Here is a 16,862-nt window from a genome sequence, read left to right on the forward strand (position 1 = left end):
TATGCTGCACTGCATGCTCGCGCCCCGTTCAGTTGTAGAACCAGGGAAGGAATTGTCATGCCATCAAGCCTTTTGCACGTGCTGAGTACGCCATGAGGGCGGAATCGGGCCGGGCCAACCGGCGCATCCTGATCGTGGATGACACGGCTTCGATCCACCAGGATTTCCGCAAGATCCTTTGTGCCGACGAGTACGGCGAGCCCTCCCTCGACACTCTGGAGTCCGCCCTGTTCGGCACCACGGTGCCGGTGCGCCAGGCGTTTGACCTGGACTCGGCCTATCAGGGCCAGGAAGCCTTGGCGCTGGTCAAGAAAGCCCTGGACGCCCACTCGCCCTACGCCATGGTGTTTATCGACATGCGCATGCCCCCTGGCTGGGACGGCCTGCACACCATCGAACAGTTGTGGGAGGTGGACCCCAACCTGCAAATCGCGCTCTGCACGGCCTATTCCGACTATTCCTTCGAGGCCATCGAAGCGCGCCTGAAGTACAACGACCAACTGCTGATCCTGAAAAAGCCCTTCGACCACCTGGAAATCCGCCAGATGGCCAGCGCCCTGACCTGGAAATGGCAACTGGCCCAGGACGCGGCCCTCAAGGTGATCAGCCTGGAGCGCACCATCGAGGAACGCGTGCAGGAGCTGCTCAAGGTCTCGCACTTATTGCAATACGACGCCCTGACGGAGTTGCCCAACAGCACGTTGCTGGGCGACCGCCTGACCCAGGCGATCGCCTTGGCCCGCAGGCACGACACGCAACTGGCGGTGATGTTTCTGGGGCTCGACCGCTTCAAGCGCATCAACAACGCCCTGGGCTATCCGGCCGGCGACGAGGTGCTGGCGCAGGTGAGCCTGAGCCTGGTGGCGGCGGTGCGGGCGTCGGATTCGGTGTTTCGTTATGGCTCCGATGAGTTCGTGGTGCTGCTTAACGATATCCAGCACCCCCAGCAAACCCAGCACATTGCGCAAAAGGTACTCAATGCTGTCAGCGCGACTCGCCATGTCGCGGGGCATGACCTGAGTGTGAGCGCCAGCCTGGGCATCAGTATTTACCCCGATGACAGCGACAATGCCGTGGGTTTGCTCAAGCACGCTGAAACCGCGATGCGCACCAGCAAAGAACGCGGCCCGGGGGATCTCAGCTTTTACACCGAAGACATGAACCTGCGCGCCCAGCACCAGCAAAACCTGGAAAGCGCGATCCGCCAGGCGCTGGACCGCGATGAGTTTGTGCTGCATTACCAGCCCAAGCTGGCGCTGGAGACCGGGCGCATCGTCGGTGCGGAAGCGCTGACACGCTGGTTTCGACCGCAGTCGGGTTGGGTCAGCCCGGCGGAGTTCATTCCGGTCGCCGAAGACAGCGGCCTGATCGTACGCCTGACTCAGTGGGTACTGCGCCAAGCCTGTACACAGGCCCAAGCCTGGCGCGAGATGGGCCTGGCGCCCCTGCGCATGTCGGTGAACATCTCGGCGATCGACTTTCGCCAACGGGACTTCGTCGACAACCTGGCCGCCATCCTCAAGGACACCGGCCTGCCGCCCACCCAACTGGAACTGGAAATCACCGAAAGCGTGCTGATGCAGAACGTCGACGAAACCGTGGAAACCCTGCAAAAGATCAAGGCCATGGGCATCCGCCTGGCCCTGGACGATTTCGGCACTGGCTACTCCAGCCTCAGCTACCTGCGGCGCTTTCCCATCGACGTGCTGAAGATCGATCAATCCTTCGTGCGCGGCCTGCGCATCAATAGCCAGGACGAACAACTGATCAGCGCTATCATCGGCATGGGCAAGAGCCTGGAACTGAACATCATTGCCGAAGGCGTGGAAACCGTCGACCAACTGAATTTCCTCAAAGCCCAGCAGTGTGAGGAGGGCCAGGGTTTTCTGTTCAGCAAGGCGCTGCCTTCGAAAGATTTCGTGCAGTTGCTGCAAACGGATAGCGCGACACTGATGCCGGATCAATAAAATCAATAGCCCTGGGCCTGCAAGGAGTGCTCGCTTGAGCAATGTCGTAAACCACCGTTCCGGCCTGATGTTCGCGTTATGCCTGGGCACCGCATCGCTGTCAGCCGCGCCGCTGGACGAAGCACTCAAGCCCTTGCCGGCGGTTCCAGTACTGGACCCTGCCAAGGTTGAATTGGGTCGCCAACTGTTCAACGAGCCGCGTTTGTCGGTCAACAACACCTTGTCCTGCGCGAGCTGTCACCAACTGACCAGCGGCGGCGCCGACAACAAGCCATTCTCCATTGGCTTTGACGGCAAACCGGTGCAGATCAACACCCCGTCCGTGTTCAACGCCAGCCTGAACTTCAAGCAGTTCTGGAACGGTCGGGTGGACACGTTGCAGGCCCAGGTCGAGCAGGTGGTGATCAGCCCGGTGGAAATGGGCAGCGACTGGAATACCGTGGTGCGCAACCTGTCTGCCCTGCCCGCCTACCAGAACGCGTTCGAACAGGCCTATCCCGATGGCGTCACCGCTTCCAATGTGCAAAATGCCCTGGCCACCTACGAGCGCACGCTGCTGACACCCAACTCGCGGTTTGACCAATACGTGCTGGGCAACACCGATATCCTGACCCGCCAGGAAAAATACGGCTACCAACGCTTCAAGGATTACGGCTGCATCGCCTGTCACCAGGGCGTGAACATTGGCGGCAATATGTTCCAGAAGTTCGGCGTGATGGGCGACTACTTCAAGGCCCGCGGCAACCCGCTGGAATCAGACCTGGGGCGCTACCTGCTGACCCAGGATGAAGAGGACCGCCATGTGTTCAAGGTGCCCAGCCTGCGCAATGTGGCCGTCACGGCGCCGTACTTCCACGACGCCTCGGCCAAGACCCTTGAAGAGGCGGTTGACGTAATGTTCAAGTACCAGTTGGGGCGCAACCCGTCCCAGGAAGACAAGGACCTGATTATCCAGTTTCTCAAGACCCTGACCGGTGAATGGGCGGGCAAACCGTTATGAGACCCTTGTCACGCCGACGCACCAGTCAGATCCTGCTAGGCCTCATCACCCTGCTCCTGGCCTCCACCCTGGTGTTTTTGTACTTCAAGTCTTCACGCGACCAGACAGCCACTTATACCCAGTCGCGCGACTTGATCCGCCAACTCCAGCAGCTCAATGCCCAGTGGGACAGCGAAGTACTCAAGGCCCGCATCGCGATCACCCACAACTACGACCCACTGGTCACACCGCTGACCGAAATGACCCGCATCGGCGCTGAACTGGAGAGCCGCGACACCTACCACAGCGCTGCCGACCTGCCCGGTTGGCAAGCCAGCCATGCGGCGTACCTGACGGCCATCGAGGAAAAAGCCCGGCTCGTCGACCAGTTCAAATCCCACAACGCAGTGCTGCGTAACTCATTGGCTTTTTTGCCGACGGCCGAAGACGACATCCAGGCCCAATTCAACAGCATGACCGACGAAGGCCGCCTGCAACTGCAAAGCGTGGCCACCGACACTTACGACCTGCTGCTCAGCAGCCTGGAGTTCGCCCAAGTCACCAGCGACGAACGTGCCGCCGATATCCTGGTGGGCCTGGGCAAGCTGGCCATCAACCAACAGAGCCTGCCCAGCGAGTTCCAGGCACCGGTGGAGATTCTCAGCAATCATATTTCGCTGATCCTGCGCGAACAGCCACTGGTCAACAGCCTGCTCGAGCGGATTGCCGCCGTACCGGTGGCCGAACACCTCGATGACCTGACCACTCACCTCAATCAGGACCAGCAGGCCACTGACCTCATCGATCATCAGTACCATCGCTACCTGCTGATCTTCTCGACCTTGCTGGTGGTGTTACTGCTTTATCTGGCGGTGCGCCTGCTGCGCAGCTTCGCCGAGATCAACCGCGTCAACCGCGCGTTGCAGGCCGCCAACGAAACCCTGGAGCAACGGGTGGAGCGGCGCACGCAACAGCTCAAGGATGCCCAGAGCGAGCTGATGGACAGCGCCCGCCAGGCCGGCATGGCGGAGATCGCCACCAACGTGCTGCACAACGTCGGTAACGTGCTCAACAGTGTGAACATCTCCGCCGACCTGGTCAGCCGCAAGTTGCGCAGCAGCAAGGCCCTCGGCCTGGGCAAGGCCATGCAACTGATCAACGCTCACCAAGGCGACCTGGGTACCTTCCTTACCGAGGATGAAAAGGGCAAGTTGCTGCCGGGCTATCTGAACCAGTTGGTCGAAGCGATTGCCATCGAACAGCAAGGCATGAGCGATGAGCTGGCGCAGTTGAGCAAAAGCGTGGACCACATCAAGGACATCGTCTCGACCCAGCAATCCTATGCGGGTGCGTCTACCTTGCTGGAGCCGGTCAATATCAGCGCCTTGATGGATGACGCCCTGCGCATGAACGCCGGCGCGCTGAGCCGTCACCATGTCACTGTTGTGAAGGCGTACGCCCCGGTGCCGGAGATATTGGCGGACAAGCACCGGTTACTGCTGATCATGGTCAACCTGATCAGCAATGCCAAATACGCCATGGACAAACTGTCTGAGCGGCCACGGCAAATCACCCTGGCGGTGGAATCGGTAGGCGATGAGACCCTGAAGATCAGTGTGAAGGACGATGGCGAAGGCATACCGCCCGAGAACATGGCACGCATCTTCACCCACGGTTTTACCACCCGCAAGGAAGGCCACGGCTTCGGCCTGCACAGCTGCGCCCTGGCCGCAGTGGAAATGAACGGCCAGCTCAGCGCCCACAGCGACGGGCCGGGCCTTGGCGCCGTCTTCACCTTGACCATCCCCCTGACCCTTGCCGGAAGCAGCTCATGAACCAACCTCCCAACCGGCGCATCCTGCTGATCGATGACACACCGTCCATCCATGAGGATTTTCGCAAGATCCTGATGCCCGACGAAGCCTCAACCGAAGCGCTGGATGAGATGGAGTCGGCACTGTTTGGCGACGCGGCCAAACCTCAAGCCCAGGCATTCGAACTGCACGGCGCTTATGGCGGCGAAGAAGGCCTGGGCTTGCTGACCAGCGCCATGGCGCAACAGCGCCCCTATGCCTTGGCCTTCGTTGACATGCGCATGCCCCAGGGCTGGGACGGCGCCAAGACCATTGAAGAACTGTGGAAAGTCGCCCCCGACCTGCAAGTGGTGGTGTGCACCGCCTACTCGGACTATTCCTGGGATGACCTGTTGTTTCGCCTGCACGCCCACGACCGCCTGCTGATCCTGAAAAAGCCGTTCGACAACATTGAAGTCCAGCAAATGGCCAACACCCTGGCCAACAAATGGGACATGGCGCGCCGCGCGTCCCTGCAAACCTCGCAGCTGGAGCGGTTGGTGGAAGAACGCACCCAAGCGCTGCAACTGGAAATTGAAGAGCGCAAGCTCCTGGAAAGCCAACTGGTGCAGTCGGAAAAACTCGCCTCACTGGGGCAACTCGCGGCCGGTGTCGCCCATGAGATCAACAACCCGGTGGGCTTTATTTCCTCCAACCTCAGCACCCTCGACAGCTACTTCAAGCAGCTGCAACAGATGCTCGATGCCTACCAGCGCAGCGAAGCGCACATCGGGGCGCCAGAACATCGCGAACCGCTCACGGCATTGCGCAACGAGCTGGACCTGGATTTTCTCAAGGACGACATTCCGATCCTGATCCGCGAATCCAAGGACGGCATCGGCCGTGTGGTGCAAATCGTCAAGGACCTGAAGAACTTCTCACGGGTGGATAACGACCAGACCTGGCAATTCGCCAACCTGCAGCAAGGCATCGATTCGACGCTGAACATCGTCGCCAGCGAACTCAAGTACAAGGCCGATGTGGTCAAGCACTACACGCCGCTGCCGGAAATCGAATGCCTGGCCTCCCAACTCAACCAGGTGGTGATGAACCTGGTGATCAACGCCGCACAAGCCATGGGCCCTGAGCGCGGCACCATTACCATCAGCAACGGAGTGGAAGGCGAAAACGTGTGGCTGGAAGTCGCAGACAACGGCTGTGGGATTGCCCCCGAGACCGTGCAGAAGATTTTCGACCCGTTCTTCACCACCAAGCCGGTGGGCGAAGGGACGGGGTTGGGGTTGTCGTTGTCCTACGGGATCGTCAAGAAACACCGTGGCGATATCAGCGTCAGCAGTGAGGTAGGCAAGGGTACGAAGTTTCGGGTAGTACTGCCGATTCGGCAGACGGCGGCGTAGGGCACGCCGCCGAATCATGCTCATGCGTCAGCTTTTTTCGGGCTCGACCCAAACGATGCAAAACGCTTGTTGAACCCGGCAATCCGGCCTTCGGCCTGGGTCTTGCGCTGCTGACCGGTGTAGACCGGGTGCGAGGCGCTGGAGACGTCCAGCGGGATGTAGGGATAGGTGTTGCCGTCGCTGTGCTTATGGGTGCGATCACTGTCGGCGGTGGAACCGATGAGGAAGAACACGTCGGCGGCAGTGTCGTGGAACAGCACGGTGCGGTAGTCGGGGTGGATACCAGCTTTCATGAGGCCTCCGGGGCGTCTGGGTGCGGTTGATTTGTTATACAGTAACACAACATCAAGCACCCAAACGAGAACCTTTTGCAATAAGGTTAGGCTTGTTGCGTCTAGTAAGCCGATGCTGAGAGCCGCCCGAAACTATCAATGCTGACAAGGGTAGAACCGAATCAAGCGCCGACAGGTGTCTATCCCAGGCCAGTCTGTCCCACCCGCGTTGCCAAACTGAATATTCCCACAGGTTGTCTATGGTTTCCTGACAGGCGCAGAATGGCGGATCGACCTGAAGAGTCCGAACCCAAGGAAACCGTATGAGCCTGTCCTTGTTAAGCCGCTACGCCTTCTTTGCCGTGTGCGTCATTTTCACCCTCGCCAGCCTCCCTTTTATCGAACATGAATGGCTGTGGCCGATCACGCTGGTCACCGGCGTACTCAGCCTGATCGGCATTGTCGACCTGCTGCAAAGCCCCCATGCGGTGCGCCGCAACTATCCGATCCTGGGCAATATCCGTTACCTGGTAGAAACCATCCGCCCGGAAATCCGCCAGTACCTGCTGGAGTCCGACAGCGACGCCCTGCCCTTCTCCCGCGCCCAGCGCTCGCTGGTGTATTCGCGCGCCAAGAACGAAACGGCGGACAAACCCTTCGGCACCCTGATTGACGTGTACCAGTCAGGCTTTGAATTTATCGGCCACTCCATGCGCCCTGCGCCACTGAGCGACCCCAGCAGCTTTCGCGTGATGGTCGGCGGCCCGCAGTGTGCACAGCCATACTCGGCGTCGGTGTTCAATATCTCGGCCATGAGTTTCGGCTCATTGAGCGCCAACGCGATCCGGGCACTCAACCACGGCGCCAAGCTCGGCAACTTTGCCCATGACACCGGCGAAGGCAGCATCAGCCCCTATCACCGAGAAAACGGCGGCGACCTTACCTGGGAACTGGGCAGCGGTTACTTCGGTTGCCGCACCAGCGACGGCCGTTTCGACCCCGAACGCTTCGCCGTACAGGCCCAGAACCCGCAAGTGCGCATGATCGAAATCAAGATGAGCCAAGGCGCCAAGCCCGGCCATGGCGGGATCCTGCCCAAGCACAAGGTCACCCAGGAAATCGCCGATACGCGCGGCATCATGATGGGCGAAGACTGCATATCACCGTCACGCCACAGTGCGTTCTCCACGCCCATCGAGCTGATGCAATTCATCGCCCAATTGCGCGAACTGTCCGGCGGCAAACCGGTGGGCTTCAAGTTCTGCCTGGGCCACCCGTGGGAATTCATGGGCATCGCCAAGGCCATGCTCGAAACCGGCATCCTTCCGGATTTTATCGTGGTGGACGGCAAGGAAGGGGGCACCGGCGCCGCCCCCGTGGAGTTCACCGACCATATTGGCGTGCCACTGCGTGAAGGCTTGCTGTTCGTGCACAACACCCTGGTGGGCCTGAACCTGCGCGACAAGATCAAGCTGGGTGCCAGCGGCAAGATTGTCAGTGCGTTCGACATCGCCAGCGTCCTGGCCATCGGCGCCGACTGGGCCAACTCGGCGCGTGGTTTCATGTTCGCCATTGGCTGCATTCAGTCGCAGTCATGCCACACCAACAAATGCCCGACCGGCGTGGCGACGCAAGACCCACTGCGTCAACGTGCCTTGGTGGTGCCGGACAAGGCCCAGCGGGTATTCAACTTCCACCGCAACACGCTGCACGCTTTGGCCGAAATGCTCGCCGCCGCCGGGCTCGATCACCCGTCGCAGTTGTCGGCCAAGCACTTGGTGCGACGCATGTCGGCGACCGAGATCAAACTGTTTTCGCAGTTGCATGTATTCCTGAAGCCTGGGGAATTGCTCACCGGGGAAGTGAACGGCGAGTTTTATTCGCGGATGTGGCAGATGGCGCGGGCGGACAGTTTTGAGCCGCATGAAATTGCTGCAGCCTAAAGGACACCTAGCATGTTGAAAGTCATCGCCGAAGACTTTATCAAGCCCGAACATGTGGAAACCGTGCGCCCCTGGTACGCCGAACTGGTGGAAAAAACCCGCCAGGAACCGCTGTGCATTGCCTACGACTTGTTTGTCGATCAAAAAGACCCCGGGCACTTCATTTTTATCGAGCAATGGCCGGATCAAGCGGCGCTGGATGCGCACTGCCAGACCGAGCACTTCACCCGGTTGGTGCCCCAGATCAATGAGCATCAAGCCAAGCCATGCCGGGTCTTGTTGATGGACGCTTTCTGACAAGACCCGCCGCCTGCTGAACCGGACCACCGACGGCATCGTTGAAACAAGGAGATTCACATGCCGTTATTGGACTTCGTCGCTATCGCCGCGCAACTGCCCGACAGTTGGACATCCACACGTCTGGGCCAGGTTGGCCCGGCGCGGATCAAAGTACTGCGCATGGATGAACAGGCGTACGAGGAAGAGACCCACGACTACAACGAAGGGTTGTTGGTGATCAGCGGGTACTTGCACCTGCGCATCGGTGATCAAGCCATCAGGGTGGACGCCGGCCAGATGTACCTGGTGGAAGCCGGCACTGCCCACGGTGTGCTCATAGGCAGCCAGGGCACCCTGGTGATCATTGATCTCTAGAGACATTCAGTAATACCCAGCCTTTGCAATTGCTTACAAATACCGCCAACCTGCGCCCGCCCTACGTGCGGCGACGCCCACGCTCACCTATCGTCAATCAACTACTTGTTCAAGAGCCCGCTGCCATGCTGAACGGACGCGACCCGCGCATCGATTTTTTTCGGGGCCTGGCGTTGATCTTCATTTTCTGGGATCACGTGCCTCACAACCCCCTGGCCAATGTCACCGTGCAGAATTTCGGCTTCAGTGACGCCGCCGAAATCTTCGTGTTCCTGGCCGGCTACGCGGCGGTGCTGGCCTACGGCAAGATCCTGCTGCGCGACGGCTACGTGTTTGCCTGCGTGAAGATCCTGCGCCGGGTATGGACGCTTTATGTGGTGCATATTTTCCTGTTGGCGTTGTTGATGGGCATCGTGATTTTTGCCAACAGCCATATCGAAACCCGCGATCTGGTGCAGGAGATGGGCCTCGAGTATTTCCTCACTCACACCCAGCAGGCCCTGCTCGATGAGCTGTTGCTGCGCTTCAAACCCAACCTGACCGACCCATTGCCGCTGTATATCGTGCTGATGATGAGCCTGCCCATTACCCTGCCGCTGCTGGTGCGAGCGCCCACGCTGATGGTGGCGATATCGTTAGCGGTGTATCTCCTGGCGCCTTGGCAAGGCTGGAACCTGCCGGCCAGCAACGGCGGCGTGTGGTACTTCAACCCTGTCACCTGGCAATGCCTGTTTATCCTCGGCGGTGCGTCGGCCTTGCGTTCGCCAGGCCCGGTCGATGCACGCCCGCTGCTGCGCCAACCGCTATTCGTTGCCGCTGCGGTCTACGTGTTGGTGACCTGCGTGATCACCTTGTCGTGGCGCTGGCCCGAGGTGCACGACGCCTGGATGCCGAGGGCGATTGGCGAATGGCTGTACCCGATCAGTAAGACTGACCTGTCCCCCGTGCGCCTGCTGCACTTCCTGGCCTTGGCCTACGTCACCGCCAAACTCCTTCCCGATGTCGGCTGGACGCAACAGTGGCTGGCCCGACAACTGGCGCGGATGGGGCGTTATTCACTGGAAGTGTTTTGCCTGGGAGTGGTGTTGGCACCGTTGGCCGATATGCTCAATGCCATGGCCGGCGACTCCCTGGCGATCAAGCTGACCACGGCCCTGGCAGGGGCGGCGCTGATGGCGGCACTCGCGGGGTGGCTGGACGTCAACAAGCAACTGAACCAACGCGCCGCCGCCCGCGCCGCATCGCTACATAGTTAGCCACGGCGCCCATCAGCGGGATGGTTCCATTGCCCTTCCACCTCACCGTGAAAGGAAATGGCGCCATGCCCACCCAGTTACTGCTCAACGGTTTATCCGGGACCTTGCAAGACAGCGAGTCCTGGAACCGGCAACAAGCCCTGGCAATGATCCGCGACACCGTCGCCCAGACCCTGGCCAGCCTCACGCCCACCCAACAACGTGAGTATGTGAAGCTGCAGCGCGAGGCACATCGCGCACTCATGGCGGTGGAAGCCGCCAACAACACCCTGATCAGCACCTTCAAGGCGCAGGGCCTGGCACGCCTGAGGGCGAAGGTCGGCGGCCAGGATCCAGAAAAAATCTACCTGCACACACGCTATCTGGAACCGGTCTCGCCGCCCCTCCCGTGGGAGCCCCGTGCCAGCACGGTCAACGGCCTGAACCCCAAGCGCTTTCGCAGGGCGTATGACGAATGGAAATACCGGCCGCACCTGTCGACGATGTCATTGTGGGAAGCCGCATGCCTGAACTTCAGTTTCGCCACCCAGACGCGCCAGGCTTCCGGCCACACATTCGTCGACGCTTCCTACCTGTCCGGCAGCCACGACAAGTCGCTGACGGTGGAGTCGTTTATCGCGATCACCCGCGAGCTGGACCTGGGCGGCGCGCTGCAAGCAACCCTCAATGCGCAGTTGCGCCCGGACGGCAACCTGCATGCCCTGTTGCGCACCAGTGCACGCGCCTGCCTGCGCTTCGAGGCCCTAGAAGCCTATCGCAATCGCCGCAGCTCTGGCCTGACCCTTGGGCTTTACAACACGTTGATCGAGGCCATCGACAAGGATGAAACGGTCCAGCACATTGAGCAATTGGCGCTGAGCAAACCGTCAGGTGTGTTTCCGCAGGTCACCCTCACGCCGCCCGCCAGCGCTGTTCCATTGCCGCTGCTGCTGATTCCGGTCGCCAGCCTTGGAGTAGTCTCCTACTTCCCTTTCCGCCCCGGTGGCGCGCTGCGTTTCCATCCCGATGCACGCAGCGCCCATGCCCAATTTCTGGCGCAACTCAAAGAAAGCCATCGCAAACACGACCTGGGCTGGTTTTCTCGCCAGTTGCCGATCACCGAACTCAACGAGTTCAAACGCCTGTTGTACGCGCAAGAGCGCCCCGAGGGTTTGTCTGCCGCTGCCGCTTTTCTGTACGACAGCCTGCACTACCTGTTCCCCGAGCACACGCTGGCTGACCTGCGCTTCACACCCGTGCCCAAGAGCCCGCGTCCCGTTTCAATGGTCGACACCTTGACCGCCTCGATGGTGCAACAATTGCAGTCCAACCTGGCCACATTGGCCAATACCCGTACGGACCGCGACGTGCAAGCCGTCATCGATGGCGCCGCCGCGATTGCCGCCGAAGTCCTGGAATTGTTGCTGACGCCTGTACCGGGCGGCGTCACCGGCTTGAACCGGGTCATGCAAGTGGCGGTATTCGGCAGCCTGGCCCACAGCGTCACGCAGGGCGTCAACGAAGCGCTCAAGGGCGAGGCCAGTACCTTTGCCGCCGCGATAGGTGACGTCGCCGACCTGGCAATCAGCGGCCTGCTGATCTCTACCGCCGGCCGAGTACATCGTCGCCGCATGAACCAGTTGCTCCAGCAACTGGGCAACCCGCGCAAAGTCACGCGCAACGATGGCAGCCCTGCGCTGTGGAAACTCGACATCAGCCCCTACGCGATCCTCGACCAGCACCTGCTCAACGGCCAGATAGCCAATGCCCAGGGGATCTATTCGCTCAGGGGCAAACAGTACGTGTGGCTTCAAGCGGCCGAGCAAAAACACGTGGTGGAGGTGGGCTACGACAACCGCCTGATGCGCTTTGTGCTCAAGAACGACCACCAGGGCGGCTTTGCCCCACCGATTGTGTTCGCCCCGCACCTGGACGCCTGGACGCTGGACCTGCAAAACGCACACACCCTGTCCAACGTGCAATTGGCCGAACGCATGCTGCCCAATGGCGCTGCCGCCGTGCCCATTGAGTCCATGGAAAACCTGCTGCGCAGCACGGCCACCAGCCGCAGTACCCTGGATGCTATCTGGGCAGGCCAGCCGACGCCGGTCAACCTTACCGAAGGGGTGCGTCGACTGCAGGCCGACCGTGTGATCGAACAACTCATCCACACCTTTCATCGACGCGGCCACATGCCGCCCCACGCCGACGGTGCCGTGCTGTGCCTGCTGACTCAATTACCGGAGTGGCCGGCGGGCGCGGCAATCAATGTGTATGACGGCCAAGGCAATCTGAGCGAAACCTACAGCGCCAGTGAGCAGACGACCACGGCCATTAATATCAAGCGGCGCGACGATGGCCGCTACGCGGGGCTTGATGATCCTGCTGACAGCGAAACGACGAGGCAGGCACTGTTTGAGCTGATCCTGCGTCAGCAACCCGCCGGTTCCGTATTGGGCAAGGCCGGTAGCCCGCTGCTCAACAATACCCAGCGTATCGCCCGCTTGCGCCTGCAAATCAGCGCCCTGGCCCAGGCCCGACGTGCCGACCTGTTCAACGCCATGACTCGTTTCGCCGGTTACGCCCGCCACGAAATGCCTGCGGACCATCCGGCCCGTTCGCTTGTACCCACCAGGGTGGCTCAACCGCTGGTAGCGATCACGCCATTGCTGCGAAAACTGCACGAACGCTATCCCCCGCTCACGCCAGCCAACCTGGCACAACTGCTTGAGCAACACCCACTGACCTCAGAGCAGCAAGCACGCTTTTTACAGGACGCCACCCTGCCACCCACAGTCCATCAAGGGCTGGAACAACACCGCATCGCGTTGCGTCTCGATGCCGCCATCGACGGCCTGTACCATTCGCGCCCGTTCAATCCAGACAACGACCAGTGGGCCCGGGAGTTTGCATCCAGCCTGCTACGCACGCGGCTCAACCGCGCTTTCGTGGTGACCGAGGTCGTCGATGGCGTTATCACCCGGCCCTATGTCTCGACGGGGCCCGATGACACCACGGTTGAACTGCGCCATTACGGCGAAGGCCGCTACGAAGCGTATGACATGCGCAACGGCGGCACCATTCCTGTATCGCCCACCACCGACAGTTTTTACCTGGCCATTGCCTCGGTGCTGCAACCTCACGAACGCACCCAATTGGGCATGACCGCCGACACCGATGCCAAGGGCCTGCGCAAAACCCTGGGCGACCTGATGAGCGAACGGCGCGGCCCCGAAGGTGTCAGCCTGCTCAACGGTTCTCTGGGGCAGTACGAACAGAATGTGCTGCTGCCGGCGCACGTGCAGGCCAATGCCGAGGGCATCTATCAATGGCGAGACCAGCAGTTGATTGCCCTCTACGGCTCGTTGTATCCGATCACATTCGATCAACAAGTGCTCAAGTGGCGGCTCAAGCATCCGCAGAAAGTCGGCGTCGATACACCACGGCTCGAACACAATGGCCACGGCGCCTGGCGCTTGGCCAGCGAAGACCCGCTTAGCTGGGATGACCATGCATTGCTCTATCGCCTGGGCCCGCAAGAGCTCCACATCGACCGGCCAACCTCGGCACGCATCCTCGCCATCACCGATACCCCGGCTCGGGCCCTGCGTGAAGTGCACAGCGCCGGCCTGCCGCCACCGCCGCTGCTTGCCGATACCCGTAAGCGGGTGGCTATCGAGCGGCAAATCCTGCACTTCATCGAGGCCATGCGCACGGCGTCAGCCCGCCACAACGCCCGCCCGACCCTGCAATTGATGTTGCTGAGCCTGCTGCCGGGCTGGCCTGAGACCCATGTGTTGCAAGTGGTGGGCAGACAACGCCAAGTACTGGCGCAATATCCGGCCAGGGTCAAAAACCCCGTAGAGAAGATCTTGATTTCAGAAGCCGACGCCCGAGGGCCGACGCCGCTGCACGATGCGGCACTCAATGACACCCTGGTCCAGGCACTGCTGGGGGAACTGCCAGGCACCGTGCAAGAACGCCAGTTCAAGTTGGCAAAGAAAATCGCCGAGTACGCTTACCAGGAACGGGCCCAGTTGTTCGAGCAGTTTTACACGCAAAGCGAACAGCCCGGCACACTTCTGGAGACGCGCCTGAAAGCTCAACATCCCCATCTGCCCGTCAGTGCCGTCAGGGCCATCCTCGGCCAGGCCACGCTCAAAGAACAGCGCCAGCTCCAGGACAAGGATCAGGTCGGCCTGCGCCTGGCCGAACAAGCCCGGCTGACCGCCAACGACCTGCGCCTCAACCGTGCGTATGAAGGCCTGTACCTGACCACCCTGATGAACCCCGACAGCGACTCCATCATCTTGCACTTGCTCAAAACCCTTCCGGGCTGGCCTGCACAATTGCGCCTGGATGTTCACTCTGAACGCGACCCTGGGCGCCTGCTCGAGAGCGGCGGTAATCTGAACGGCACCGATCGCCGCTCACTTATCCGGGAGGGTGGGCGTTACCGTGCGCTCGACGCACAAGGCCGTTCACTCAACGATCCGGCAGACAGTACCTGTGACTTGTTGAGCGCGATTATCCTGCTGCTGTCGACACGCGAATGCGAGGCCTTGGGCGTGGCTGACCGGCTGGACCTAACGGCGCTGCAGGCGCGTATCGTCGACCTGGCGCTCAACCAGCGGGTGTCGATCAAACGGTTGCTCGACCTGCCCCATATTCCGCCATGGCTGCAGCCGCCCATGCAGGTAAACAGCTCGTTCGTGGTGTACCCGCTTTCGCTGCAAAACCTGTGGCCCGCCCGCCCCCTTCGGTCGCCAGACCTGATCAGCAAAGTCCAGGCGCTCTACCCCAGCCTCAATGCGATGCACGCCGGTGATCTGATCGACTCACTGGGCCTGTCACAACCCGCCCTGCTGCTGGAACTGGAACGGCGCAGAGTCGAATACGCCAGCCTGGATTACGGTTTGACCCGGTGGGCAGAAACCCCGCAGCCCATTGACGACTCTGCCACCGACCCCTTGGGGCTGAACATGGGCCGGCGGCGCCACCTGGCCCAGCACATTCGTCGGGCCTGGCGCCGGGAAACCTGGCGCGGCCATATCCACGGCCAGTTCGATACCCACTGTATGATCCTGCGTCTGGATGACAACAACCTGCCCGACGCCGACTTCATCCTGGGAACACGGGGCTTTGAACACATTGAATACCTGAACATCTCGGGCAATGCTTTCCCGCCCACCGGCAACGCCTTTCTGAGTCGCTTTTCCAATCTGCGTACGCTGAATATCGATTGCCTGCTCAACGAGTTGCCCGTCGAAATCACCCAGATGCGCCATCTGCAAATTCTGAACCTGGGTGGCAACAACATCACCCTGACCGAGGAGGCTCGCCAACGCTTGGGGCAAATGACGGCGTTGCAGGAGTTGAACCTGAACGACAACCCGTTGCGCCTGGCTCCGGACGTCAGCGCCATGGAGCGTTTACGAATCCTCAACCTGCGTAACACCCAGCTCGATCAATGGCCCGCCGGGGCTGAAAGCAGGCCTCTGCTGACCCAACTGCTGCTCCAGGAGAATCAACTGACGACGTTGCCGCCGACGCTGTTCCAATCCGATCGAAGGGTCCGCTCCAGCCGCAATATCAATTTGCATGACAACCCGCTGAATGCCGAGTCCCTGGCATTGATAGGTGAATACCGCCTGCGCACCGGGAACACCGCCGGTGGGCCACTACCCGGAATTGTCCATCAACTGCTCCCGGCAGATTGTTCCGATTGGTTGAGCGGCATACCGCAGGCTGAACACGCACAACGCCGCACCCTCTGGGACCAACTGCTGCAGATCGAAGAGCCCAGGCCCGATGACGCCTTTCGGGTGTTCCGGGATTTGACCAGCGCTTATGCCTATCGCAATACGCATTTGCGCCCAGCACTGACCAAACGCGTCTGGAAACTGATGGAGGCCATGGGCAACGCCACTGAATTGCGCAATGAAATCTTCCTCAACACCTACCTGGCAGGCACCTGCGGCGACGGTGCGCTGTTGACCTTCATTGATATGGAAATCGCGCACCGGCGTCACCAGGCCAAGGTGCAACCCGCCACTCTGCAAGCCAGCCGCGAACTGATGGAACTGAGCATCAGCGTATTCTTCCTGCGTGAACTGGACCAATTCGCCGAGGAACATATTCTGGCGCTGCGTGCCGCTGACAAAAACCCGGACGACGTTGAAATCAAGCTTTACTTGCGCATAGCGCTGGCTCAGGAGTTCAGCCTGCCGGTAGGTCGCGAGGAAATGCTGTACTCGGTCGACAGCTGGGTCAGCGCCGCAGACGTCACCCGCGCTCGCCAGCGGCTGCAAGCGCTCAAGAACACCGACGCCGCGTACGAAGCGCTGATGACCGAACCCTTCTGGATCGAGTTCATGACGCGCCACCTGCCAGAGCCATTCACGGCCATTCGGGACACCACGCGCCACAAAATCGAAAGGCTTAATCGGGAGGAATTGGACAGACGCTCGGACGCCTACCTGGACCGGCGCCAGGCAATCATCGACGATGAAAAGGAGGAGTTGGCCTCGCTGCTGCGACAACTGACGCAAGCCATACGGGCGTCAATCACCCGGCCCTGAAAGAAAACGGCCCGCCTGCT

The 16,862-nt window shown here is 60.7% G+C and carries 10 protein-coding genes; 9 read left to right on the forward strand and 1 reads right to left on the reverse strand.

Translation table 11 applies throughout. From position 1 onward, the window contains the following. Window positions 1-92: 92 nt before the first annotated feature. Genes MHH62_RS10350 through MHH62_RS10365 form a run of 4 tightly spaced genes read left to right on the forward strand, consistent with a single transcriptional unit; the run spans window position 93 to window position 6,157 of the window. Window positions 93-1,967 carry an EAL domain-containing protein gene (locus MHH62_RS10350; RefSeq protein WP_339232904.1) on the forward strand — a complete coding sequence of 625 codons (1,875 nt, stop codon included), beginning with the start codon at window positions 93-95 and terminating at the stop codon, window positions 1,965-1,967. A 34-nt stretch (window positions 1,968-2,001) separates the two neighbouring features. Beyond that, complete coding sequence (locus MHH62_RS10355; protein ID WP_339232906.1) at window positions 2,002-2,967, forward strand: cytochrome c peroxidase; 966 nt, start codon at window positions 2,002-2,004, stop codon at window positions 2,965-2,967. Continuing rightward, window positions 2,964-4,781, forward strand: coding sequence for a DAHL domain-containing protein (locus MHH62_RS10360; RefSeq protein WP_032903297.1), 1,818 nt, complete (start codon window positions 2,964-2,966; stop codon window positions 4,779-4,781). Before MHH62_RS10355 ends, MHH62_RS10360 begins: the two co-directional genes overlap by 4 nt. Next, on the forward strand, window positions 4,778-6,157 hold the full coding sequence (locus MHH62_RS10365) for an ATP-binding protein (protein ID WP_339232907.1): 1,380 nt from the start codon (window positions 4,778-4,780) through the stop codon (window positions 6,155-6,157). The genes MHH62_RS10360 and MHH62_RS10365 overlap by 4 nt, the downstream gene beginning before the upstream one ends. Before the next feature lie 20 nt (window positions 6,158-6,177). Here the strand turns inward: MHH62_RS10365 and MHH62_RS10370 are convergent, their stop codons facing one another. Beyond that, window positions 6,178-6,450, reverse strand: coding sequence for a type B 50S ribosomal protein L31 (locus MHH62_RS10370; RefSeq protein WP_014717108.1), 273 nt, complete (start codon window positions 6,448-6,450; stop codon window positions 6,178-6,180). A 302-nt stretch (window positions 6,451-6,752) separates the two neighbouring features. On the opposite strand from MHH62_RS10370, the gene MHH62_RS10375 reads away from it, so the two are divergent. The 5 genes from MHH62_RS10375 to MHH62_RS10395 all read left to right on the forward strand — a co-directional run bounded on the left by MHH62_RS10375 (window position 6,753) and on the right by MHH62_RS10395 (window position 16,842). Continuing rightward, window positions 6,753-8,372 carry an FMN-binding glutamate synthase family protein gene (locus tag MHH62_RS10375; RefSeq protein WP_020301187.1) on the forward strand — a complete coding sequence of 540 codons (1,620 nt, stop codon included), beginning with the start codon at window positions 6,753-6,755 and terminating at the stop codon, window positions 8,370-8,372. Between the two features lie 12 nt (window positions 8,373-8,384). Beyond that, window positions 8,385-8,669: a putative quinol monooxygenase gene (locus MHH62_RS10380; RefSeq protein WP_014717106.1), complete on the forward strand. Its 285-nt coding sequence runs from the start codon at window positions 8,385-8,387 to the stop codon at window positions 8,667-8,669. A gap of 60 nt (window positions 8,670-8,729) precedes the next feature. After that, window positions 8,730-9,026, forward strand: coding sequence for a cupin domain-containing protein (locus tag MHH62_RS10385; RefSeq protein ID WP_014717105.1), 297 nt, complete (start codon window positions 8,730-8,732; stop codon window positions 9,024-9,026). 125 nt (window positions 9,027-9,151) lie between these two features. After that, window positions 9,152-10,282 (forward strand): OpgC domain-containing protein, encoded by a 1,131-nt coding sequence (locus tag MHH62_RS10390; protein ID WP_020301188.1) that lies wholly within the window; start codon window positions 9,152-9,154, stop codon window positions 10,280-10,282. A gap of 65 nt (window positions 10,283-10,347) precedes the next feature. Further along, window positions 10,348-16,842 (forward strand): NEL-type E3 ubiquitin ligase domain-containing protein, encoded by a 6,495-nt coding sequence (locus MHH62_RS10395; protein ID WP_339232909.1) that lies wholly within the window; start codon window positions 10,348-10,350, stop codon window positions 16,840-16,842. Window positions 16,843-16,862 lie beyond the last annotated feature (20 nt).

The organism is Pseudomonas sp. FSL L8-0168 (assembly GCF_037976155.1).
GTDB lineage: Bacteria > Pseudomonadota > Gammaproteobacteria > Pseudomonadales > Pseudomonadaceae > Aquipseudomonas > Aquipseudomonas paracarnis.

Coding starts and splice junctions, on each gene's coding strand:
- MHH62_RS10350 (WP_339232904.1), top strand. CDS start 93: ATGAGGGCGGAATCGGGCCGGGCCAACCGGCGCATCCTGATCGTGGAT.
- MHH62_RS10360 (WP_032903297.1), top strand. CDS start 2,964: ATGAGACCCTTGTCACGCCGACGCACCAGTCAGATCCTGCTAGGCCTC.
- MHH62_RS10365 (WP_339232907.1), top strand. CDS start 4,778: ATGAACCAACCTCCCAACCGGCGCATCCTGCTGATCGATGACACACCG.
- MHH62_RS10370 (WP_014717108.1), bottom strand. CDS start 6,450: ATGAAAGCTGGTATCCACCCCGACTACCGCACCGTGCTGTTCCACGAC.
- MHH62_RS10375 (WP_020301187.1), top strand. CDS start 6,753: ATGAGCCTGTCCTTGTTAAGCCGCTACGCCTTCTTTGCCGTGTGCGTC.
- MHH62_RS10380 (WP_014717106.1), top strand. CDS start 8,385: ATGTTGAAAGTCATCGCCGAAGACTTTATCAAGCCCGAACATGTGGAA.
- MHH62_RS10385 (WP_014717105.1), top strand. CDS start 8,730: ATGCCGTTATTGGACTTCGTCGCTATCGCCGCGCAACTGCCCGACAGT.
- MHH62_RS10390 (WP_020301188.1), top strand. CDS start 9,152: ATGCTGAACGGACGCGACCCGCGCATCGATTTTTTTCGGGGCCTGGCG.
- MHH62_RS10395 (WP_339232909.1), top strand. CDS start 10,348: ATGCCCACCCAGTTACTGCTCAACGGTTTATCCGGGACCTTGCAAGAC.